Source organism: Bradyrhizobium sp. CCBAU 65884, from assembly GCF_028128835.1.
Classification (GTDB): domain Bacteria; phylum Pseudomonadota; class Alphaproteobacteria; order Rhizobiales; family Xanthobacteraceae; genus Bradyrhizobium; species Bradyrhizobium ottawaense.
The window spans coordinates 102,924-125,800 of record NZ_LBJU01000008.1; the positions used below are offsets into that span (position 1 = coordinate 102,924).

18 protein-coding genes are annotated in these 22,877 nt (G+C 65.1%); 10 read left to right on the top strand and 8 right to left on the bottom strand.

Going from position 1 to position 22,877, the window contains the following annotated elements; all coding sequences use genetic code 11:
• Positions 1–57: 57 nt before the first annotated feature.
• Positions 58–1,443, bottom strand: a complete 1,386-nt coding sequence (gene chrA, locus XI03_RS01250; protein WP_271591060.1) for a chromate efflux transporter — start codon at positions 1,441–1,443, stop codon at positions 58–60.
• On the bottom strand, positions 1,443–2,261 hold the full coding sequence (locus XI03_RS01255) for a chromate resistance protein ChrB domain-containing protein (protein ID WP_028144262.1): 819 nt from the start codon (positions 2,259–2,261) through the stop codon (positions 1,443–1,445). Before XI03_RS01255 ends, chrA begins: the two co-directional genes overlap by 1 nt.
• 194 nt (positions 2,262–2,455) lie before the next feature.
• Here XI03_RS01255 and dmeF point away from each other — a divergent pair, with 194 nt between their 5' ends.
• The gene (dmeF, locus tag XI03_RS01260; protein ID WP_271591061.1) at positions 2,456–3,409 is read left to right on the top strand and encodes a CDF family Co(II)/Ni(II) efflux transporter DmeF; all 954 of its coding nucleotides are present in this window, start codon (positions 2,456–2,458) and stop codon (positions 3,407–3,409) included.
• A gap of 81 nt (positions 3,410–3,490) precedes the next feature.
• Positions 3,491–4,321 (top strand): N-acyl homoserine lactonase family protein, encoded by an 831-nt coding sequence (locus XI03_RS01265; RefSeq protein WP_212477162.1) that lies wholly within the window; start codon positions 3,491–3,493, stop codon positions 4,319–4,321.
• 6 nt (positions 4,322–4,327) lie between these two features.
• Here XI03_RS01265 and XI03_RS01270 read toward each other — a convergent pair whose 3' ends face one another.
• On the bottom strand, positions 4,328–4,519 hold the full coding sequence (locus XI03_RS01270) for a hypothetical protein (RefSeq protein ID WP_271591062.1): 192 nt from the start codon (positions 4,517–4,519) through the stop codon (positions 4,328–4,330).
• Between the two features lie 31 nt (positions 4,520–4,550).
• Entirely contained in the window at positions 4,551–5,708 is a 1,158-nt protein-coding gene (locus XI03_RS01275; RefSeq protein WP_028144266.1) for an MFS transporter, read from the bottom strand.
• A 164-nt stretch (positions 5,709–5,872) separates the two neighbouring features.
• Here XI03_RS01275 and XI03_RS01280 point away from each other — a divergent pair, with 164 nt between their 5' ends.
• Positions 5,873–7,132, top strand: coding sequence for an adenylate/guanylate cyclase domain-containing protein (locus XI03_RS01280; RefSeq protein WP_271591063.1), 1,260 nt, complete (start codon positions 5,873–5,875; stop codon positions 7,130–7,132).
• A 116-nt stretch (positions 7,133–7,248) separates the two neighbouring features.
• Here the strand turns inward: XI03_RS01280 and XI03_RS01285 are convergent, their stop codons facing one another.
• The gene (locus tag XI03_RS01285) at positions 7,249–8,493 is read right to left on the bottom strand and encodes an MFS transporter (RefSeq protein ID WP_271591064.1); all 1,245 of its coding nucleotides are present in this window, start codon (positions 8,491–8,493) and stop codon (positions 7,249–7,251) included.
• Positions 8,494–8,660: 167 nt separating this feature from the next.
• Between XI03_RS01285 and XI03_RS01290 the strand changes: the two genes are divergently transcribed.
• The 5 genes from XI03_RS01290 to XI03_RS01310 all read left to right on the top strand — a co-directional run bounded on the left by XI03_RS01290 (position 8,661) and on the right by XI03_RS01310 (position 18,289).
• Positions 8,661–10,010, top strand: a complete 1,350-nt coding sequence (locus XI03_RS01290; RefSeq protein WP_028144269.1) for an Nramp family divalent metal transporter — start codon at positions 8,661–8,663, stop codon at positions 10,008–10,010.
• A gap of 669 nt (positions 10,011–10,679) precedes the next feature.
• Complete coding sequence (locus XI03_RS01295; RefSeq protein WP_246554606.1) at positions 10,680–13,703, top strand: adenylate/guanylate cyclase domain-containing protein; 3,024 nt, start codon at positions 10,680–10,682, stop codon at positions 13,701–13,703.
• 149 nt (positions 13,704–13,852) lie between these two features.
• Positions 13,853–14,983 (top strand): cytochrome P450, encoded by a 1,131-nt coding sequence (locus XI03_RS01300; protein WP_240536456.1) that lies wholly within the window; start codon positions 13,853–13,855, stop codon positions 14,981–14,983.
• Positions 14,984–15,002: 19 nt separating this feature from the next.
• Positions 15,003–16,811 carry a hypothetical protein gene (locus tag XI03_RS01305; RefSeq protein WP_271591065.1) on the top strand — a complete coding sequence of 603 codons (1,809 nt, stop codon included), beginning with the start codon at positions 15,003–15,005 and terminating at the stop codon, positions 16,809–16,811.
• On the top strand, positions 16,808–18,289 hold the full coding sequence (locus tag XI03_RS01310) for a Dyp-type peroxidase (RefSeq protein ID WP_271591066.1): 1,482 nt from the start codon (positions 16,808–16,810) through the stop codon (positions 18,287–18,289). The genes XI03_RS01305 and XI03_RS01310 overlap by 4 nt, the downstream gene beginning before the upstream one ends.
• 36 nt (positions 18,290–18,325) lie before the next feature.
• Here the strand turns inward: XI03_RS01310 and XI03_RS01315 are convergent, their stop codons facing one another.
• From XI03_RS01315 to hemB, 3 genes are all read right to left on the bottom strand, one after another.
• Positions 18,326–19,102 carry an arginyltransferase gene (locus XI03_RS01315; protein ID WP_028144274.1) on the bottom strand — a complete coding sequence of 259 codons (777 nt, stop codon included), beginning with the start codon at positions 19,100–19,102 and terminating at the stop codon, positions 18,326–18,328.
• Between the two features lie 122 nt (positions 19,103–19,224).
• Positions 19,225–19,767 carry an RDD family protein gene (locus XI03_RS01320; RefSeq protein ID WP_271591067.1) on the bottom strand — a complete coding sequence of 181 codons (543 nt, stop codon included), beginning with the start codon at positions 19,765–19,767 and terminating at the stop codon, positions 19,225–19,227.
• A 326-nt stretch (positions 19,768–20,093) separates the two neighbouring features.
• Positions 20,094–21,155 (bottom strand): porphobilinogen synthase, encoded by a 1,062-nt coding sequence (gene hemB, locus XI03_RS01325; protein WP_028144416.1) that lies wholly within the window; start codon positions 21,153–21,155, stop codon positions 20,094–20,096.
• A gap of 123 nt (positions 21,156–21,278) precedes the next feature.
• Here hemB and XI03_RS01330 point away from each other — a divergent pair, with 123 nt between their 5' ends.
• Both XI03_RS01330 and ldtR read left to right on the top strand, forming a co-directional pair.
• Positions 21,279–21,779: a DUF6163 family protein gene (locus tag XI03_RS01330; protein WP_271591068.1), complete on the top strand. Its 501-nt coding sequence runs from the start codon at positions 21,279–21,281 to the stop codon at positions 21,777–21,779.
• 532 nt (positions 21,780–22,311) lie between these two features.
• Positions 22,312–22,830: a transcriptional regulator LdtR gene (gene ldtR / locus XI03_RS01335; RefSeq protein WP_018320040.1), complete on the top strand. Its 519-nt coding sequence runs from the start codon at positions 22,312–22,314 to the stop codon at positions 22,828–22,830.
• Positions 22,831–22,877 lie beyond the last annotated feature (47 nt).

Consider the following 22,877-nt stretch of genomic DNA (forward strand, 5'->3'; position numbering starts at 1 on the left):
GCTTCGATGTCGCCTTCCAACCGCAAACCGGACACAACGAACCGACGAGTACGTGCCTCAAATCACCCCCGCCATCCGCAGCGCCACCCCGGCCGCGCATGAGCCCGCAAGCACGGTCAGCATCCCCAGCTTGAACCGGAAGATCGCAGTTGCTGCCGCGATGGCCAGCACCAGTGCGGGGAGATCGACGCTCGTCAGCACCGGCCTGTCGAAATCCAGCGGAAACGCATGCACCGGCACCGTCTCGCGGAACAGCGTGTGCAACGCGAACCAGATCGAGAGGTTGAGGATCACGCCGACGACGGCCGCGGTGATGGCGCTGAGCGCGCCGGCCAATCCCGTGTTGCCGCGCAGCCGCTCGATATAGGGCGCGCCGACGAAGATCCAGAGGAAGCAGGGCGTGAAGGTGACCCAGGTCGCGAGCAGTCCGCCATACGTCGCAGCCAACAACGGCGACAGGCCGCCCGGATCGCGGAACGCGGCCATGAAGCCCACGAACTGGAGCACCATGATCAGCGGGCCCGGCGTGGTCTCGGCCATGCCGAGGCCGTCGAGCATCTCGTGCGGCTTCAGCCAATGATAGTGCTCGACCGCCTGCTGGGCGACATAGGCCAGCACGGCATAAGCGCCGCCGAAAGTCACCAGCGACATTTTGGAGAAGAACAGCGCGATCTGGCTGAACACGTTGCCTTGCCCGAGCGCGAGCAGCAACACGACCACCGGCACGAGCCAGAGCGCCAGCCAGAACGCGCCGACGCCGATCGCGCGCGCGGTGTTGGGACGCACATGCTCGGGCACGGCTTCGCCGAGCATGCTGTCGATCAATGCCGTGCTGTCGCCATGGCCGTGACCGGCGGGGGCGAATTCGCCACGGCCGCTCCGCGCGCCAGCGTAGCCGATAAGGCCGGCGGCGATGATGATGATCGGGAAGGGGACGGCGAAGAAGAAGATCGCGACGAAGGCGATTGCCGCCAGCGCGATCATGACGCGGTTCTTCAACGCGCGCTTGCCGACGCGCACCACGGCCTCGACGACGATGGCGAGCACGGCGGCCTTCAGCCCGAAGAACAGCGCCTCGACGAAGCTGACATTGCCGTAGATGGCGTAGATGTAGCTGAGGCCCATGATGGCGATGATGCCGGGCAGGATGAACAGGCCGCCCGCCATCAGTCCGCCGGCGGTGCGATGCATCAGCCAGCCGACATAGGTCGCGAGCTGCTGGGCCTCCGGTCCCGGCAGCAGCATGCAGTAGTTCAGCGCATGCAGGAAGCGGCCTTCGGAGATCCATTTCTTCTCCTCGACCAGGATGCGGTGCATCACCGCGATCTGGCCCGCAGGCCCGCCGAAGCTCAGGCAGGCGACGCGGAGCCAGACGCGAAAGGCTTCACCGAAGCTGATGCCGTGACCGGCATCAGCTCCAGCTTGAACGTTACGGGTGTCCATTAAGCCTTCACCTTGTTGGTCGGCCAGTTGTGGGTCTCGGTGGTGGCATCACGGCACCAGCGGTAGAAGGCGTCGTACAGCGTCATGCCGGCCTCGAGCTGCGCGAGGTCGTCGTCATACATCCGCGACAGCCCGAGCGAGGCCGCGAGCAGGCCGGGCGCCTCCGGCGCGAGGTCGGGCCGCGCGGTGTCGGCGCCGCGCACCAGCGTGGCCAGCCGCAGCAAAGGCGGCGTTGCAATGCCGAACTCCTCGATCATCACGTCGAAAGTGCAGAGCTCGCCGCGGTGGCTCCAGAACACGTTCTCGATGTCGAAGGGGGCAGCATTGAATCGCTCGCCGACGGCGACCACCTCGGACGGCGCCACGTACAGGAACACCGCATTGGGATCGACGAAGCGGCGGATCAGCCAGGGGCAGGCGATGCGGTCGACCTTGGGTCGGGCCCGCGTGACCCAGACGGTGCGGCCCTTGGCATCGCGTGGCGGCAGCTTGCGGGCGTCGACCAGCGGCAGCTTGGCCGCCTTCCAGCCCTCGAAGCCGCCCTCCAGCGTCTCGGCCTCCACGCCGAGCTGGCGGAGCCAGGCCGCCGTGCCCTGCGCGAGCTTCTCACCGCGGAAGCACGAGACGACGGCCCGGCGGCCGGCGAAGTCGCCGCCCCAGTCCGTCACATTGTCGTGGCTGAGCTTGATGGAGCCGGGGATCAGCCGTCGGTCGGCGGCAAAATCCTCGTCGGTGCGCACATCGATCAGGGCAGGGCCGTTCGCCGTGCCGATCAGCCGTGCCAATTTGTCAGATGATATGGTCGTGAACGTAGACATGATGCGTCCTCGCAAAAACCGGGGGACGCGATACTTGGGCATGTCGCCTCGTGGGGAGATCGCTCAAATCCCCATGGCGCGGATTACAGCGAAACTAGGAAGCACTGTCAATCCGCGGGATGATTGGACCTTCGAAAAGTGATGCACGGCGACTATACTGTCCGCCAACAGAGCTGAATCTCCTGGAGAATTCGATGCATTCCCATTCCATCGAACAATGGACCCACGACCACGCCTTCCTCGGCCAGAAGCACGACGAGAACGAGCGGCGCACCTGGTTCGTGGTCGTCCTGACGCTGGTCATGATGGTCGGGGAGATCGTGGCCGGCTCGCTGTTCGGCTCGATGGCGCTGCTGGCCGACGGCTGGCACATGGGCACGCATGCCGCCGCGCTCGGGATCGCCGCCTTCGCCTATCGATTTGCGCGGCGGCACCTGGGGAATGCGCATTTCACCTTCGGCACCGGCAAGTTCGGCGATCTCGCCGCCTTCGCCAGCGCAATCATCCTCGGCCTGATCGCGGTCGAGATTGCCTATGAGAGCGTGCTGCGGCTGATCAATCCGGTGCCGATCGTCTATGGCGAGGCGATCGCGGTGGCCGTCCTCGGACTGTGCGTCAATCTCGCCAGCGCGTGGCTGCTGCGCGACAGCCACGATCATCACCATCACGGCCACAGCCATGCACATGACGCCCACGACCATGATCATCACGGCCATCACCATCATCACGACAACAATCTTCGCGCGGCCTATGTCCATGTCATGGCCGATGCCGCGACCTCGGTGCTGGCGATCGCAGCTCTTGCCGTCGCCATGTATTCGGGATGGGTCTGGGCCGATCCGGCGGTCGGCCTGATCGGCAGCGTGGTGATCGCGAGCTGGGCGTTCGGCCTGATCAAGACGTCAGGCGCGGTGCTGCTCGACGTGCGCGCCGACGAGAAGCTGGAGCGGGTGATCCGGGCACGCATGGAGGTCGGCGACGACCGCGTCACCGACCTGCATCTCTGGCAGGTCGGCCCCGGCCATTGTGCCGTCCTGCTCTCGGTGGTGTCCGACAAGCCGAAGCAGCCGGCGGTCTACAAGCGGCGGCTCGCCGGATTGAAGGGCCTCAGCCACATCACGGTGGAGGTCGAGACATGCCCGCATTGACGTGAACCGCGCAAGCGGAATTCCGCGGCGCGGCCGGGGTTGATCCTCGGTCGCAGCCCGCATGGCTGTACCGGAGGAACAATGATGCCCAGGATCACGTTCGCTGTCGCCATCGCTGCACTCGCTTTGTCCGGTTCCGCGGCGCTGGCGCAATCGGAAAAGGCCGGCGTCGAGAAGCTCTATGTGCTCAACTGCGGCGAGGGCACCGCAGGCGATATCTCGCGCTGGACGCCAGGCTTGAACGAAGGCAAGACGATGGACTTCGTCGACACCTGCTATCTCGTCAAGCACAGCAAGGGCTGGTTCCTGTGGGACACCGGCATCGCCGATTCCGTCGCAAGCATGCCCAATGGTCTCGTGCCCGCCGATCCCAAGGCCGTCACCTGGCGCCGGCCGAAGACGCTTGCCGCCCAGATCGAACAGCTTGGGCTGAAGCCCGATGACGTCAAGGCGATGGCGGTCTCGCACACGCACCCGGACCACACCGGCAATGTCGAGCTGTTCCCGCAGGCGACGCTCTACGTGCAGAAGGCAGAATATGATTGGCCCGGCGCCAACAACGAGCCGCGCTTCAAGCCCTCGCACCCGGTGGAGCTGCTCACAGGCGACAAGGACGTCTTCGGTGACGGCAGCGTGACCATCCTGTCGACGCCCGGCCACACGCCCGGACACCAGTCGCTGCTGGTGAAACTGCCGAAGACCGGCGCGGTGGTGCTGTCGGGCGACGCCGTCCATTTCAAGGATAATTGGGACAACCGCCGCGTCCCCAGCATGAACGTCAACAAGGACCAGAGCGCAGCCTCGATGCAGAAGATCGCCGACACGCTGGCCAAGGAGAAGGCGCAGCTCTGGATCAACCACGACAAGGCCCAGCGCGACAGCCAGAAAATGGCGCCGGAGTTTTACGACTAGGGCGGATCAGCCTTTCGGTGCCGTCACTGTGGGCGGGCTCGCGTCCGGCGTCTTCTTGGGCTTGAGGGTGCCGGCGTAGAATGAGATCAGCCAGATCAAGAGGAGGGCGAGGAGGTAGACGCCCCAGGCCTGCGGCGGGGTGGTGGCCCAGCGCAGGATGCTTTTGAATGTGCGGGGCGGGCCAGCGTCCTCGGTCATGGCCCGCTTGTGCTTGAAACCTCGGGCATGGTCAATCGGGCCGCGGCTTGGTGCGAACCAGGAACAGCGCCGCCAGCGCCGACAGGCTGAGCGCGGACGAGACGATCAGCACCTTGGCGCCCATGAGGTCGATCAGCAGGCCGAAGGTCAGCGGCGCCACCGCCTGCGCCATGCGTGCCGGCGCGCCGATGATGCCGAGACGGTAGCCGAAATCCTTCGGGCCGAAAATCGACAGCGGCAGCGTGCCGCGCGCGATCGTCAAGATGCCGTTGCCCGAGCCGTGGAACAGCGCAAACGCGCTCGCCGCGGCGCCGCCGAAGATCGCCACGATCACCGCGCCGATCGGGTGGGTGAGGCAGGCGAGCCGGGTCGACCACAGCGGATGGAAGCGGCTGAGGAAGCCGGCCTCCAGGATGCGTGCGCCGACTTGCGCCGGGCCGATCAGCGCGCCGGCCGCGATCGCCTCGACCGGCGTTGCGCCCGTCGTCTCGAGGATGCGGGGGAAATGCGCGGCCATCGCGCCGGTGACGGTCCAGACCGCCGCGAAGATGAAGGCGAGCAGGATCATGGTGCGGTCGAGCGGCAGATGCGGTTTCTCCGCCGCGGCCGCCGCCTGCTTGGCGCCCTTGATCGTCGGCAGCACGAAGAAATTGAGCGGCAGGCCGATCAGGATGTTGGCGGCCGCCCAGGCAAAGCAGGTCTCGCGCCAGCCGATATGTGACAGGCCCCAGGCCGTGAGCGGCCAGCCGACGGTGGAGGCGAAGCCCGCCATCAGCGTGATACCCGTGATGGGCCTGCGCGCCTCGGTGCCGTAGATGCGTCCCAGGGCGGCGAAGGCGGCGTCGTAGAGCCCCATCGCCATTCCGATTCCGAGCACGAGCCAGGCGATCACCATCACCGGGACGGAATGCGCGAAGCCAAGCAGCGCGAGGCCGGCGGCAATCGTCAGGTTCGAAGCCGACAGCACCTGCCGGCCGCCGACGAGATCGATCTGACGCCCGATGCGCGGGCCGAGCATCGCCGAGATCACCAGCGAGGCCGAGAACGCGCCAAAGATCCAGTTGGAGGAGACGCCGAGGTCGCGCGCCATGGGATCGGCGATCAGCGCCGGCAGATAATAGCTGGACGCCCAGGCCAGGGTCTGCGTGGTGCCGAGCGCCAGGATGATCGGAAGCTGGCGCTGGCTCATAGTCTTGTATTTCTGGTCGGCAGGGACATCGGTTCCATTTGCAGCCGGCACGACACTGCGTCAACAGCGGTTGCGGCATATTCGACCTGCTGCAGGCGGGCGCCTTGGTTGCATGACGTTCCGCGTGGCCTTCCGCTCGTCACGAATGCACGCCATAATGGCGCATGCAATTGTCCTCGCGCCTTGCGCTGATGAACTGGCTGACCGGCCAGGGGCTCACGGGCCTTCCCGAAATCGACCTGCTCCGCGGCTTCTGCGAGCGCTGCCGCGCCGAAGGGCTGGAGCTGTCGCGTGCGCTGGTCGTGATCGACACGCTGCATCCGATCTACGAGGGCCGCGGCTTTCGCTGGAGCGACCGTCCCAGCAACGAGAGCGACGCGTTCGAATACGGCTCGACCGCCGAGGGCGACGCCGCCGCAAGCTGGCGCCGCTCGGTGTTCTTCCACATGCTGGAGCACGGCCACGACGAGATGGTGATCGATCTGGCCGACGCGCCGTCGATGGATTTCTCGCAGATCGGCGAGCTCGCCGAAAAAGGCCACAAGCACTATCTCGCCTTCGTGCACCGCTTCGGCGAGAACGGCGCGCTGGGCCTGATGGACTGCCTCTATTCCTGCTGGACCACGCGCCGCGACAGCGGCTTCAGCGACGGTGAGCTGGAGGCGCTGCGCGATCTCGTCCCGGTGCTGGGGCTCGCGATCAAATCGGCGCAGCAGGTCGACATCGCGCGCACGCTCGGGCGCGTCTATCTCGGCCGCGACGCCTCCGAGCAGGTGCTGCGCGGCCGCATCTCGCGCGGCGTCACCGAGCGCATCAACGCCGTGCTCTGGTACTCCGATCTGCGCGGCTCGACCGGAATCAGCGAGAGCATCGGCCCCGACGAGATCATCCCGTTCCTCAACGATTATGCGCAGGCCGTGATCGACGCGATCCACGAGGCCGGCGGCGACGTGCTCAAGCTGATCGGCGACGGCGTGCTCGCGATGTTCTGGGGTGAGGACATGGCGGATGCTCGGCGCGCTGCGCTCCGCGCCGAGCATCTGTTCCGCAAGAACGTCGCGGCGCTGAACAGGCGGCGGGAGGCCGATGGCCGCCCGACGACGTCGGCCTATATCGGCCTGCATGTCGGCGAGGTCTTTTACGGCAATATCGGCAGCGAGGACCGGCTCGATTTCACGGTTGTCGGGCCGACGGTGAACGAGGTCAGCCGCATCGCCTCGATGAGCCGCTCGGTCGACCGCGAGCTATTGGCATCGGCGGAATTCTACAAGGGCCTGGATGCTGCCGGCCGGCGCTATCTCGTGTCCACCGGCCGCTACGCGCTACGCGGCATCGGCCGCGCGCAGGATCTCTACACGCTCGATCCCGAGGTCGATGCCAGCGAGCCTGTGACGGGGAGCTACGAGCGATATCTGGCGAATTAGCCCGGCTGCAGCAAACACACACCGTCAGTGCGAGCGCAGCGAAGCAATCCAGGGTCTTTCTACGGAGGGATTCTGGATTGCTTCGTCGCGAAGAGCTCCTCGCAATGTCGGCGTAACTAGCAGCGCACCGCCACCTCATCCCCCACCATGTCCGGCTGCCGGTCCAGCGCCACGGCCGGCGACAGCCAGATCACCAGCGCCTGCACGCCGAATACGGCGGCCGCGAGATAAAGGCAGGCTTCCGCGCTCCAGAGGCCGCCGACGATCGCGCCCAGCGCCGAGCCGAGCGGGCGGGCACCGTAGCTCATGATGTTGATGGCGGAGACGCGGCCCAAGAGGCGCGGCGGCGTCACCGACTGGCGCAGCGTCGTGGTCGAGATCACCCACAGGATCGGCCCGACGCCGAGCAGGAAGAAGCTCAACGCCGCGAGCCAGGGCGAGGGGATCAGTACCGTCAGCGCCATCACAACAGCTGCAACGAAACCCGTGACCGGGCCGAGGCCGACGACGGTGCCGAACGCGAGCCGCTGCATCACGCGCGTTGCGAACAGCGCGCCGATCACCATGCCGACGCCGTACATGGTCAGCACCGTGCCGACGCCGGCGGCGGTGAGGCCGAGATGGCGCAAGGCATAGGGCACGAACACCGCGATCTGCAGGAACCAGCCGGTGTTGAAGATGAACTGGGTGATGAACACCGGCCGCAGCAGCGGATGGTGGAATACGAAGGCCGCGCCTTCGCGGATGTCCTGGAGCGGATGGCGCCGCGGGGCGGGGGCACGCGCGGGTTCAAAGATGCCCGAGAGCAGCACGACAGCGATGGCCGAGAGCGCCGCGGCAAAGCCGAAGGCCGGGCTGGCGCCCCACCATCCCACAAGTGCGCCGCCGAGGGCGGGTCCGCTTGCGAAGGCGACGGTTCGCGCCAGCTCAATGCGGGCATTCGCCGCCGGCAGGAGGTCAGAGCTGACCAAGGACGGCACCAGCGCCGGCGCGGCCACGCTGTAGACCACTGTGCCGCACACGGCTGCGAAGCCGAGCAGCGCCAGCAGCGGAAGATTGAGGGCGCCGAGCGCGAGCAGCAGCACGATTGTCCCGAGGGCCACCGCCCGCAGCGCCTCGGCCCCGGCCATCAGCGAGCGACGCGAGATGCGGTCGGCGAGCAGGCCGGCCGGGATCGCGAACAGCACGAAGGGCAGGGTCAGTGCGGTCTGCAACAGGCCGGTCTGGCCTTCGGCGACCCCGAGCGTGAGCACGGCGACGATGGGAGCTGCGGCCAATGCGATCTGCTCGGCCGACTGCGCCGCGAGGTTGGACCAGGCGAGGCGGCCAAAGGTGTCGGGGAGGCGAGGCGGGTTTGACATGGCTCATTTCCTGCAAAGTCGGGTAGGCGTCAGTATCCGGCGCCAACGGCCGTCAAACCCACCCGCTTCCCGACACGGCGGCGAATAAAGGCAGGAACGGGAACCCATGCCGCTAGATGCAGTTGCAAATGAGTTGCAATAAGACTCGATTTCGGTATTCTCGCCCCATGGATGCCCGATCGCCTGATTTGAGTCCCGCCGCCGGCTGGCGCGCTGATGCGCCCGTCACCAAAAGTCTCGCCGAGGTCAACGCCACGGTCGCCGTTCCGGCCGCTGGCCGCTGGTGGCGCCGGCTGCTCGCCTTTGTCGGCCCAGGCTATCTGGTCTCAGTCGGCTACATGGACCCCGGCAATTGGGCGACCGACCTCGCCGGTGGCTCCAAATTCGGCTACACGCTGCTGTCGGTCATCCTGCTTTCGAATTTGATGGCGATCCTGCTGCAGTCGCTGGCGGCACGGCTCGGCATCGTCACCGACCGTGACCTTGCGCAGGCCTGCCGCGCCACCTATTCGCCGGCGGTGAATTTCCTGCTCTGGCTGGCCTGCGAGGCGGCGATCATCGCCTGCGATCTCGCCGAGGTCATCGGCACGGCGATCGCGCTCAAACTCCTGTTCGGCATTCCCCTGATCGGCGGCGCGCTGCTCGCGGCGCTCGATGCCTTCCTGCTGCTGCTCCTGATGAACCGCGGCTTCCGTTTCCTCGAAGCCTTCGTCATCGCGCTGCTGGCGGTGATCGCGGTCTGCTTCGCGGTCCAGATCGTGGCTGCGGCGCCGCCGGTGGCGGAGGTCCTGCACGGCTTCATGCCGAAGAGCGAGATTTTCACCAACCCGGAAATGCTCTACATCGCGATCGGCATCATCGGCGCGACGGTGATGCCGCATAATCTCTATTTGCATTCCTCGATCGTGCAGACGCGCGCCTATGAGCGCAACGACACCGGCCGGCGCGAGGCGATCAAATGGGCGACGACGGACTCGACCATCGCCCTGATGCTGGCGCTGTTCATCAATGCCGCGATCCTGGTGGTCGCAGCCGCAACCTTCCACAAGAGCGGCCATTCCGACGTTGCCGAGATCGGCCAGGCCTTCGAGCTGCTATCGCCGCTGCTCGGCCTCGGCATCGCCTCAACGCTGTTCGCGGTGGCGCTGCTCGCCTCCGGCCTCAACTCGACGGTGACGGCGACGCTCGCCGGCCAGATCGTGATGGAAGGCTTTCTCGACCTGCGTCTGCCGAGCTGGGCGCGCCGCCTGCTCACGCGCGGCATCGCCATCGTTCCGGTGATCGTTGTTACGGCGATCTATGGCGAGCGCGGCACTGCGGATCTGCTGGTGTTCAGCCAGGTCGTGCTGTCGATGCAGCTGCCCTTTGCGGTGATCCCGCTGGTCCGCTTCGTCTCCGACCGTCGCAAGATGGGGCAGTTTGCGATTCCGGGATATGTCGCGGCGATCGCGTGGATCGTCGCGGGCGTCATCGTGATTTTGAACGTGAAGCTGCTGGTGGATACGCTGTTCGGGTAAGGGGGCGGCGGCTATTTGTCCGGCCCGTTCAAGTGGGCCTTGCCCGGACGGCCCCCCGATCAGGCAGCGAGCATGACCTTTGCGAAAGCGAGCGTCTGCCCGGTTTGATGTGTTGGCTGGCGACGTTGCTTCCGTTTCGCGCGCAGGGGTTGCAAAACCTGGCGTCGGAACTCGATTTGGCAAACTGTCACTTTTCAATTTGTGCGGCGCGCGTATACTAGTTGCAATTGCTGACCGGGCGTACAATAATAACCCCTGTTTCAGCATTGATTTTGCTTCCGGCGGGATGATCGGCGGGTCCTGCGCCGGACCAAGAGCGGCCACTGCAAATCTCCGGGCTCATCTATCGGTTGTGCGCGAATATGGTTGGCGCACGAAATTTTTGGTTTGATCGTTTGGATTGATCGACAGCTTGTTTTTCTGCTGAGCGGGTTCACGCCCCGAAGGGGCGATGTTCAAGCCAGAACGCGTTGGTAATTTCGTTCAAGTCATTGATGAGTGTGTGCTGCCGTGACCAGGTGTCCCGCTTGTTCAGCCCGTATTTCCCGCGAGCATCGCTTCTGCTCTCAATGTGGCGCGAGTCTCAATCGTAACGCGGAGGAGCCGGGCGCCCCCGAGCGCGATGCGCACGTCGTCCAGCTGCACCATCATCTTCCCGTTCGCTCGCAGATGCTGACTGAAAACAAGCAGGTCAGCGTGCTGTTCGTCGACGTCTGCAACTCGACCTCCCTTTTGCAGCATGTCGACCCCGAGGAAGCCCGCGCCTATCTCGGCAGGGCACTGGACCGGCTGGCTGAGGCGGTCGAGACCTATGGCGGCACGGTGAGCCAGTTGCTCGGCGATGGCCTCGTCGCCTTGTTCGGCGCGCCCGTGGCGCAGGAAGACCACGCCCTGCGGGCGTGCCTTGCCGCTCTCAAGATGCAGAGAGCATCCATTCCAGCCCATGACGTCGGAGGCGTTGTCAGCCCGACGCTGCGCATCGGTATCAATTCGGGCGAGGTGCTGGTCGGTATCGTCGGACAATACCGGTGGTCCCATTACGGCGCGGACGGAAAGACAATCCATCTCGCCTCGCGGCTTGAGAAGATGGCGCCGCCCGGAGGCATCCTGATCAGCGCCGCGACGCAGCGGCTGGTCGCGCAGCAGATCGACACGCGTACGGCCGGCGTGCGGATCGTGCGCGGACTGGATGATCCGATCGAAGTGCATGAAGTCGTGGTCGAGACCGAAAGTTCGGCGGCAGCGCCGTTGACGCGGAAACAGCGCTGGGCGCCTCTGATCGGACGCGAAGACACGTTGAGGATCCTGGAAGGGGCCCTGGAGACCGTTCAAAGGTCCGGAATGCGAACCGTCGGGTTGTGCGGCGATGCCGGGATCGGCAAGTCGCGCCTGATCGTCGACTGGATGGACAGCCTCGCGCGGGAGGGGGTGGAAGTCTGCTTTTCCCAGGCGAGAGGATATGCGAGCACGCGGGCCTACAGCACCGCCACCGATCTGACCGCAAGTTTGGTCGGGCTTCCGCAAACCAGCGCGGCGGACATTCGGCATTCCGCCAAGCAGACTTTGATCGCGAAATGGCCCGATGACGGCGCCGAGCATCTGGCGGCGGTCAATGATCTCTTGGGACTTGCGGCGCCGGATGAGGCCTGGCTGGCGCTGAACCCGGCGCAACGACGGCGCCGGATCGGCGAGGCGCTGCTCTGGCTCGTGCGCAGACGCGTGCGGTCCGGCGCGTTCCTGCTCGTGCTCGAGGACGTCTTCCTGGCCGACCGCGAGAGCCGGCGGCTGTTCGAGGGCCTGCTTCCCAAACTTCAGGCGCTGCCGGTCCTGATTTGCGTCACCTATCGCCCGGATTTCGACCATCAGTGGCGTCGAGCCTCCTGGTTTTCCGAGCGCGTGATCGAGCCGCTGGGCGACGGAGAAATGCTCCAGCTCGCGCGCGCCTGTCTCGGCGATGATCCGTCCGTGCTCGGCGTCATGACCGAACTGGTCGCGCGTGCCGACGGCAATCCCTTCTTCCTGGAGCAACTGGTCTTCACGCTGATCGATGACGGGTCGTTGGAAGGGACCCCGGGCGCCTACCGTTTGCAGAGGCCTTTCGGAGAGCTGCGCGTGCCGGGCTCCATTGCGGCGGTGATCGGGGCGCGGGTCGACAGGCTGCCCGAAGCCGCAAAATCGGCGCTCGAGGCTGCGGCCATCCTGGGCGATCCCATCACGCACGATTTGGTTGCCGCGATGCAGGCCGTGGACCTCGAGCGCGCCGAAGAACTGCTAGGCCTTTGTGTCGCGTCCGGATTGCTGACGAGTCCGGATCAGGCGAGGGGCTCGCACGGATCGCACGCCTTCGCGTTCCGCCATGCGCTGGTCCGTGACGTCGTGCTCGGGGTGCTCACGCGCGCCAGGCTCAAGGCACTTCATCGCCAGGCCTTCCTGGCGCTGCACGCCCAGCCCGGGGCCGCCGATGTCGATGCCGCGCCGGCACTGGCGCATCATGCCTTCGGGGGCGAGGAATGGGAGCAGGCGGCAAGATTCGCCGTCAAGTCGATGGCTCGTGCCATCTCGCGCTCGGCCAATCAGGAGGCCGTCCAGCTGCTGGAAAAGGGCATCCAGGCGGCACGGCGCGTCGAGGGCGCGACGACCGCCCAGACCCTGGAGCTCGCGCTTCGGCTGGAGGCCATTGGCGCAATGCTGGCTCTCGGGCAGATCGACGAGATCTTCGACAACATGGAGCGGGCTGAAGCCATCGCCGTGCAACTGAACGATCAGCGTGCAAGGGCGGCGGTTTCGACCGAGACGGCGGTGTTTCTGTGGATGCGCGGGCGTTTCGAGCAAGGTCTCGGCTACGCTTCGCAGGGACTGGAAGCGGCTCGCCTCGCACAGCGTCGTCACATGATGATGGCGGCGCATCAGACCCGCCTCATGCATCTGCATGCGCTCGGGCGGTACGCGGACGCGGCGGCCGAAGGTCACATCCTGCTGTCGGACTACGAACCGGAATTGTCGGCGCATTATGTCCAGTCCGGCTGGGCTGCGATTCCGATCATCAACCTGTACGCATTTCATGCCAGCACGCTGTGGCGCCTCGGGGATGGCGGCGCCGCGGACGATTTCTGCGCCAAGAGCTATGAGATTCTGTCGAACATCGATCACCCATATTCCCGTCTGTTGATCGACACGGTCCAATCGCAGATCTGGGTCGAACGCGAGGAGCTCGACCGTGCCGAGTCCCTGATGCGCACGGGTGTGCAGCAATGCATGACGCACAACGTGCCGACGATGCTGTCCGTGTGCACCGGCGTTCTCGGCAGCGCGCTGGCACGCAATGGCAAGGCTGCCGAAGCGGTGCCCATGCTGGAGAAGGGGTTCGCCGATCGCATCTACGAGGCGGCCGGCCCCTATGGCAGGACGTTCATGCGCGTGAGCCTGGGTGTCGCCTATCGCAAGCTCGGACGACTGGACGATGCGATCGCTGTCGGACGCAAGGCGGTCGAGCAGGCCGCCGAGGAATACGGACACCAGACCGAAGCCCTGTACGAGCTCGCCGAAACGCTGCGGCAGGCCGGCGATCAGGCCGGGGCCGAAGCGCATTTCAAGCGAACCGCCGAGGCGGCGGAGCGTCTGGGCATGCCTCACTACCGGAAACGGGCCGCTGCGGCGCTCGCAGATCGGCGGAAGGACGGGTACGCAGCATGAAAATCTCAGCTGGCACTCCTGATGCAATGCCGCCGGGGCTCCGCAGCCTCTCCTATGGGATCTTCTGTTGGGCCAATCGCCGTCCGAGGGCATTGCGAACCGTCGGTGCCCTGTTTCGGCTCTGGCCGTTCGCGGGCGGCTGGTTCGGCATGGCGGCCCGCGCCAGTGCGGTCAAGGGTGTGCTGACCAGGCCGCAGAGTTTCTCGAACTCGGCTCATGCGGCCAATCTGGCCGCCGGCGATTACCTGATTGGCATGGATCCGGGTCCTACCTACCACGACGACAGGCGTCTGCTCGATGACCGGTTGGCTTTGCTGGCTGCGAGCCTGCCGGCTGCGGCCGATCAGGAGGTTCAGCGACGCGTCCAGCAGCTTGGGCAGCTCGGGACGAACAAATCGTTCGACCTCATTGACGATTACCTGATGTGGATCGTGTTTCGAGCGATGGATCCGCTGTTCGGGGCGGCAACGGGCAAGGTGGTGGCGGGCGCGCATGGCAACGTCAACGATCCCGGGCTGCAACGGCAATATCTCCTGGAAATCAGGTATGTCGCAGGCCAGCTGCTTGCCGGAAGCACTGCGACGCTGAGGGTTCAGCGACGGGCGGAACTCTGCTCGGATGCGTTGCGGGCACGTATCGCCGCCGTGAGCCGCGACATCGAACAGGCTTGGGGTGTCCAGAGCACCGCCAGCACCATCACGCGGAATGCCGCCGGTCTTGCCTGGATTTCGCATCCGGTCACGGTGCAGTCGGGGGCACTGGCCGTGCAGGAGTTGCTCGGGCGCTCCAGGGTTCACCGGGCCTTGCGGGCCGAAGCCCAGCGGCTCGGGCCGGCCGGCGTTTGGCAAGACGCCAAGTTCCGCGATCTGGTGCGCGAGCACATGCTCGAGCTCATGCGCTTTCGGCCGATCTTTCCGCTGCTCGCGCGCGACGTGCCGCGCGATACGGAATTCGAGACCGGAGCGCGGCACAACGCGCCGTGCTCCGCCGGCGGCAAGATGGCTATCTGGTCGATCGCCGCCCTGTTCGATTCCAGGGTGGTCAAGAAGAGCGGTCGGTTCTGTCCCGCCCGCAATTGGGGGCCGCACCAGGATTTGCGCTGGCTGATGTTCGGATACGGCACCCGCCAATGTCCCGCCAAGGATTACGCGGTCGAGATCCTGACGAGTGCGCTGATTGGTCTGCTGATCCTGCCCGAGCTGCGGCTCACGCGGGGCGAGGGCAAGGCCATCGCCTATGACGGCCCGCTGATGTCTCGCATGCGCGTGAACTTCGTCTGACGGATTGGAAGGACAATCCATGCTCAAAATGGTCCGGCAGCAGATGATCTGCATCATTGCACCAGGCTGGCGCGGCGCGGTGGATTTTTCGGACTCCGGAGACATGCAGTCCGCGCTGAATGCACTTCTTCAGGATGTTGCGGTCATTCAGTTCGCGTCCATCGCCCTGTTGCCGGCGCGCACGGACGCACAGGAGCAGGCGCCGTCGCTGATGCTCGAGCTTGCCGTCGAGGAAGGCATCGATCCCAAGGACATGCTGTACAGGCTGGTCCATCATCCCAGCGGCGCGATGTGGTCGCTCTTCAGCTCCTATTGGCCCGGCGGCGGGCCTCCGCTGGTGAGCGCGCGCAACGGGCAATTGTTCGACAAGCTGATCGGGTGGCTCAGTCTCGCCGATGGCGGCTTCGTCGGTCCTCGCGACAGAACGGCCCGGCAGATCAGGAAGGAGCACGATCTCCTGATATGGACCCGGGATCAGGGACGCAAGTTGAGAGCCATGTACGGCGATGATCGTGCATCATTCGCGCTTGCGCTGGCGCAGCGGGCATTCCAGGACCCGCGCTTCGACTGGGCGATGCAGCCTGCGCCGCGCTCCTATTGGCGCGGGAAGGGTGCGAGCATCTCCGCAAAGGTCGGCTATGGGCTCGTGGTTTTCGGCTTGTGGCTGGCCCTCGTCTGGCTCCTGGGCGCGCTGCCGCGCGGGTTGTTCGGCGCCATCACCTGGTTCGTCGGCGCATCCTATCCCCCGGTGCAGTCCGTGGTGGACGTCATCAGCAGTGTGAGCATGTGGATCGTGTGGGCGAGCATCAGGGCACTGCTCGCCTTTGTCGGGCTGCTGTTCCTGGGATGGCTGCTCCTGGTCGCGCTGCCGGCCCTGTTCGCGCCGTGGCGGCGCTGGGTGGACAGCGTCCGCCGCGAACTCGAACGACCGACCGAGACGTGGTCGTCATTCTCCACCCGTGTTGTCGGCTGGATCGTGGTCGTGCCGTTGCTCGTTGCCATTTTGGTGTGCGCGGTGGTCTTCGTCTTCTATCCCAAGCCGATCATGGAAGGGATCGAGGCTTTGACCGCGCGGGTTCCGGGATGGGAGCTCGCCCTCTTCGGCGTGCTTGCGATCGTCGCGCTGCTCTGCATCGGGTCCTTTTTCTCCTGGATCAATCGCCGGTTTGCGACCTTGAGCAAGTGGTTCTTTCATCCCTACGAAGACGATGTCACCCGGGCCCAGCAGGTTCATCCGTCAATCGACCAGTGCGAAGCGCTGTTGGCCAGTGGGACCGCGCACATGGTCAGCCTGACCGATATCCGCAGCCCGAACGGCTGGAGCGCCTGGTGGATCCGCGTGTCGCTGCGCGTCGTGACGTTCTTTGGGCGGGTGTTCTTCACCGAGGGGCGGCTCGGTGATGCACCGGGTATCCATTTTGGCCATTGGCACATTATCGAGGACGGTCGGCGCTTTCTATTCTGCTCGAACTATGACGGCAATTTCGGCGGTTACCTCGACGATTTCATCAACGGCGCGACGATAGGGACGACGTTGGCCTGGCGATGGACGACGCTGAGGCCGCGGGGATCGGCGGCGGTCGGGCAGCCGGACATCAAGGTGCCGCGCGATTTTCCGCCGACGCGTTTCGTGCTTTTTCGCGGCGTGAAGTGCGAGTTGAAATTCAAGTCCTACGCCCGCGACAGCATGCTTCCGCACATGTATCGCTTCGACGCGTGCAACGCGACGATCGAGGAGATCGACCTCGCGACCGGGCTGCGCGACGCCCTGTTCGGCGAGCGCAACGACAGGAACGACGACTTCATCATGAGGGCGATCGAAACATGAAGGCCTCGCATCTCTCCGAACAGCTCGCGGACATTCAGGGAATGCTCGGAAGCGGCTATGGCTGGTTGAAGACCAGCCGCTTCTGGCTGTTGACGATCAAGGCGGGCCGCGAGGACGATGCCCGGGCGTGGCTCGCAGGGCTCGTCGACAAGAAGCTGGTGGTCAGTGCCGCCGATGTCAGGAAATCGAGGACCCACCCCGTCGACGATGCCGTCGCGATCGCTTTCAGCTATTTGGGGCTGGCAAAGCTCGGATGCGACGAGACTGCTGCGCATCCGTTCCCGTCCCCGTTCAGCAGCGGCATGGGCTGCGACCTGCGCGCGTTGCTGTTGAGGGACAGTCCGCGAGAATGGCGCTGGTCCGATGTTGAAGGCGGTGCCGGCGGCCCCGTGCATGTCCTGGTGGCCGAATGGAGAAAGCGACGGAGCGCTGCCGAGATGGCGAGCGCGCCGGAGAAGTCGGCAGAACTGGATCCTGATCCTGATGTGTTCGATGTCATCAAGGTCGACAACGATCCCTGCGCCTTCCAGCAAAAGGCGGGCGACGAGGAAGAAAGATTGTACGAGTCCTTCGGGTTTCGCGATGGCCTCGCGCAGCCCGTGATCAGCGAGCTCAGGGAAGAGCGCGGCGCCGAGCGCAAGAAGATCAGGCGGGATGCCGGCATCCTCTACGAGGACCGCGTCGTCGCCCCGGGGGAATTCATTCTGGGCTATCGCAACGAATACGACGAGCTGACCTATTGCCCCAACGTCAAGCGATGGCCCGGCGACGCCACGTATACGAGCGGCCGCTTCGCGCTGAACGGGACCTATCTCGCGGTTCGCCAGATCGAGCAGGATGTCGACGCGTTCGCGAAATTTGAAGCGGTGTACGGCGAGGCTGTCTGCGAGAAGATGATGGGCCGTCGAAGGGATGGAAAGCCATTGTCGTGGCAAGGCAGTCCCGGCGTTCCGATTTCGGATTCGGAAGCCGATGCATTTCGCTTTCGTGTCGACGACGCGAACGGCTTTGGCTGTCCGAAGGGCGCCCATATCCGCCGGGTCAATCCGAGGGATACGCTCGGCATCGACGTGCAATCGAGCATCAAGTCGGTCAAGCTGCACCGGCTGCTGCGCCGAGGTCGGCCCTATCGCGAGGAGGTTGCGAACGGTAAGCCGCGCAAGGGCATCTTCTTCATCGCGTGCAACGCCGATCTCGAGCGGCAGTTCGAGTTCATCTACCAGCGCTGGTTGCGAAATCCCCGGTTCGTCTGCCTCAACGACCAGGACGACCCTCTCGTCGGCAAGCCCGCTGCCACTAGGAGCTTCTCCATGCCGGGATTGGCAAGCGGCGAGGAAGTGTCCCTGGCCGCCTTTACGCAGACGCTGGGGGGAGGCTATTTCTTCCTTCCCGGAATCTCTGCGCTCAAATTCATCCTCGGCCGCGAGGGCAGTTCGAAGCCGGTCGGCTCGGAGGCCGTCGTAGCCTTGGCGCGCTGAAAGCCGGCGCGAGGCCGGACGGGGCAATCGTGAGGGTCAATCCTGCGGCTCGGACGCCGCGTCGCCCTGTGCGTCGACGCGCAGCCAGCCCGAGGGCGCGAGGCGCTGCTGCGGCAGGAAGCGGGCCTTGTAGTCCATCTTCTTCGAGCCCTCGATCCAGTAGCCGAGATAGACGTAAGGCAGCCCCTGCCGGCGGGCGCGGGCGATGTGGTCGAGGATCATGAAGGTGCCCATCGAGCGGCTGACCTGGCCCGGCTCGAAGAACGAATAGACCATCGACAGGCCGTCGCTGAGCACGTCGGTCAGCGCGACCGCGATCAGCTCCTCGCCACGGCCGGTGATGCCGCTGTCGGGGCCGCGCTTGCGGTATTCGATGATGCGGGTCTCGACATGGCTGTCCTCGACCATCATGGCGTAGTCGAGCACGGTCATGTCGGCCATGCCGCCATGGCGGTGGCGGGCGTCGAGATAGGCGCGGAACACCGAATATTGCTCGGAGGTCGGCACCGCGCTGCGCTGCTCGCCGATGATGTCGGAGTTGCGCGCCATCACCTTGCGGAAGTTGCGGGAGGGGCGGAACTCGTTGGCGACGACCCGGACCGAGACGCAGGCGCGACACTGGTCGCAGGCCGGCCGGTAGGCGATCGACTGGCTGCGGCGGAAGCCGCCATGGGTCAGGAGGTCGTTGAGGTCACCGGCGCGCTCTCCCACGAGGTGCGTGAACACCTTGCGCTCATGCCGACCCGGCAGATACGGGCAGGGGGACGGCGCCGTAAGGTAAAATTGGGGGGTATCGCGCGAGTGCTGGGTCAAGGGACGTCGTGGGCCTCCGAAGTGAGTATCAGCATCGCGCTACGGAAGCTCCCGGTCAATTGGTCAGCTTGGCAAGTCAGGTCAGCAGTCAGCTTAGAGGATCCCGGTTAGTAGGCCGTTGATCACCAGGTCCTCGCGGCCTGCGGCACCGGCGCGCGGACGGAATTGTTGATCACGACCGTTCCCAGCACGAAATCCTGCAGCAGGCGCCGGCGGCCGTTGAACAGGCCGAGCAGCACCACGAAGGGCGTCAGGAACGAGACCGACACCCAGAACAGCACGGCATGGGTGGCGCCCAGCACGAAATAGCCGGGTGCGCCGTACCAGGTGCGCAGCTCCAGATCCATCACCCGCATCCCGATCGTCGCGGAGGAGGGACCGCCGATACAGGCGCCGTAATAGACGATCGCCCAGATCACGGAGGCCGGCCAGGCCAGCCAGAACAGCGCCCAGCCGATGCCGAGCGTGACCACGCCAAACAATGCGATGAAGATGTAGCCGAGGCTCACCGGCACCGAGATCACGACCATGTCGATCAGGAAGGCAAACACGCGCCGCGTCGCAACGCCACGGAACAGCTCCGGGTGCAGATAGGGGTCGTAGGCGTGCGGCTGCGCCCCGCCGTCATTGCGCCAGGCTCCTAAATTGCCCGAGTCGTACGACATGATCCGTCCTCCCAAGGGGGAAACAGAGGGGAAAAACCCTCGAGGCAGGACATGGGAACAGGCTTTCCCCCTGCCAAGGGCGCAGGCGCATTAACAAGCCGAAATATTCCGGCGATTCGGGGGCGGGGGAGGGCACGATGTTGGCGCCGCAACACCGGTGTCGTTCCCGGACAAGCGAAGCGCAGATCCGGGATCCATAACCACAGGGAGGAGTTTGGCGAAGACCGTTAGTTGATTTCGCCGGTACGAATACCGCGGATCACAGTTAGATCACGCGGTATGGGTCCCTGCGTACGCAGGGACGACAGTGAAGGTGCCCCGCCAGCTTACCCCTGCGACCGCAGCCTCTCCGCCGCCTTCGGCGCAAAATAGCTCAGCACGCCGTCGGCGCCGGCGCGCTTGAAGGCGAGCAGGCTCTCCATCATGGCGCGCTCGCCGTCGAGCCAGCCGTTGTTGGCGGCGGCCGCGATCATCGCGTATTCGCCCGAGACCTGGTAGGCGAAGGTCGGCATCGCAAAGGTGTCCTTCACGCGGCGGACGACGTCGAGATAGGGCATGCCGGGCTTCACCATCACCATGTCGGCGCCCTCAGTGATGTCGAGCTCGACCTCGCGCAGCGCCTCGTCGGTGTTGGCGCTGTCCATCTGATAGGTGCGCTTGTCGCCGGTCAGCGTCTTGGCCGAACCGATGGCGTCGCGGAACGGGCCGTAGAAGGCGGAAGCGTATTTGGCGGCGTAGGCCATGATCTGCACGTCGAGCAGGCCGGTGCGGTCCAGGCCTTCGCGGATCGCGGCGACGCGGCCGTCCATCATGTCGGAGGGCGCGATGATGTCGCAGCCGGCTTCGGCCTGCACCAGCGCCTGACGCACCAGCACGGCGACCGTCTCGTCGTTCAAGATCCTGCCGTCCGAGATCAGGCCGTCATGACCGTGGCTGGTGAAGGGGTCGAGCGCGACGTCGCAGAGGATGCCGATCTCAGGAAACTCCTTCTTGATCGCGCGCACCGCCTGGCAGACCAGATTGTTCGGATTGGTGGCCTCCGAGCCTTCCTCGTCGCGCAAGGACGGCTCGGTGTAGGGAAACAGCGCGAGGCAGGGGATGGTGAGCTTCATGGCGCGCTCGGCCTCGCGCACGGCCTGGTCGACGCTGAGGCGCTCGACGCCCGGCATCGAGGCGACCTGCTCGCGCTTGTTGTCGCCGTCGATCAGGAACAGCGGCCAGATCAGATCGTCGGTGGTGAGGACGTTCTCGCGCACCATCCGCCGGGCCCATTCGGCCTTGCGGTTGCGGCGCGGGCGGACGGTCAGATCGAGGGCATGGGGCACCGCCGCTCCCTCGCGGCGCGAAACCTCGCGCAGTTCGATCGGACGTCCGTATTTGATCGCCATCACTCTTCCTCCGGCTGGAATTATTCTTATACCAGCTCGCATGGTTCCCGTCACCGCGGCTTGACCTGCCGCAACGTGATGGCAGCCGATTGATTTTGCGGGCCGAAGCAGCCAGAAGGGGCCATGTCCGAGATTTCCACCCGCGATGCGGCCCGTGACGGCAGCCCCAGGGACGCCGTCAGAGACAGCGCCAGAGACAGCGCGATGTCGGTAGCTGCGATCTCGTCGGAGCGCTCGGAATCCGACGACAATGTCTGGACGCGCCGCCTCGTGCTGTTCCTGCGGGTGATGGCGCTGCTCTCGATCCTGAAGGGTCTCTATCACTGGGCGCAGGTGACGGGCTTCGTCGGCGGCGAGGACGAGGCGTTCGAGAACCAGTCGATGGCCTGGCAGGCCGCGACCGTCTACTTCGCGGTGATCGAGCTCGTCGCTGCGGTCGGCCTGTGGCTGGCGACGCCGTGGGGCGCGGTGGTGTGGCTGACCACCGTAGTGTCGATGGCGGTGATCGAGCTGATGTTCCCGGGAATCTACGGCGGCAGCCTGGTCGTCGTCGGCGTCGAAGCCTTCATGCTCGCCGCCTATCTCGCGCTCGCCTGGATGGCCGCGCGCGAGCGACCGCCGTAGGCGACACCTTCGATACATAGATACTCTCGTGCCCCGGACGCGACGCAGCGCGCCGCACTTGCGGCGTGCTGCGTTGCAGAGCCGGGCCCATCTCTCCGCGATCCCGCTTTTGGCTTTCTGGGTCCCGGCTCTGCGCTCCGCTTCGCTGCGCTTGTCCGGGACACGAGATCGGAGCGCGCGGAGTTGTGCCGGTTTGGTTGACCGTTGGTTGCCTAAAATTTGCGGTAAGTTTTCGTTGACCAGCCGGTTCCGCCACAGCCGTTACGCGCCCGTTTCGAAACGAAGCGGGGCTGTTCTGGAATGCGACAGTTGCGGCGGACGGAGGGTGAACAGGACCTTGCGAAGGTCAACAGAGCGTTGCGAAAAGTGCTTGTGGCACAGGCTTAATCCGCAATTCACTGTCTTAAATTCATGATCTCTTTATTCTCTTATTTAAGCCGATCTTCAAACGAGCCCCTTAAGTTGCACCTATCAGACGGGACACAAGTTTCGTCGAATAAGTGTCGATAAAAACGACAACAGGGGAAGTGTCATGATGAAAGCCGTCGCAACTGCGGCAGATACCGCAGAGCGCGTCTCCGGCCAGCAGGGTTCGGTGCAGTCGCTCTATCTGGAAGCTTTGACTCTGGTGGAGCGGCTGCATCGCCGGCTCCTCGACGTGATCAAGGACGAATTCGATCGCCGCGGCCGCGCGGACATCAACTCGGTGCAGGCTCTCCTGCTCTACAACATCGGCGACAAGGAGCTGACCGCGGGCGAGCTGCGCACGCGTGGCTACTATCTCGGCTCCAACGTCTCCTACAATTTGAAGAAGCTCGTCGAGCTCGGCTTCCTCGATCATCAGCGCTCGCGCGTCGATCGCCGCTCGGTGCGCATTCGCCTGACCCCGCAGGGCCAGGAAGTCCGCCGCATCGTCGATGCGCTCTACCAGAAGCACGTCAAGACGGTGGAGCAGGTCGGCGGCATTTCGGGCGAGGAATTCTCGACCCTCAACAAGTCGCTGCACCGCCTCGAGCGGTTCTGGACCGACCAGATCCTGTATCGGCTCTGAGTTTCCAAGGGATAAGGCCAAGCCGGCCCGCAACAAGACCGGCAAGC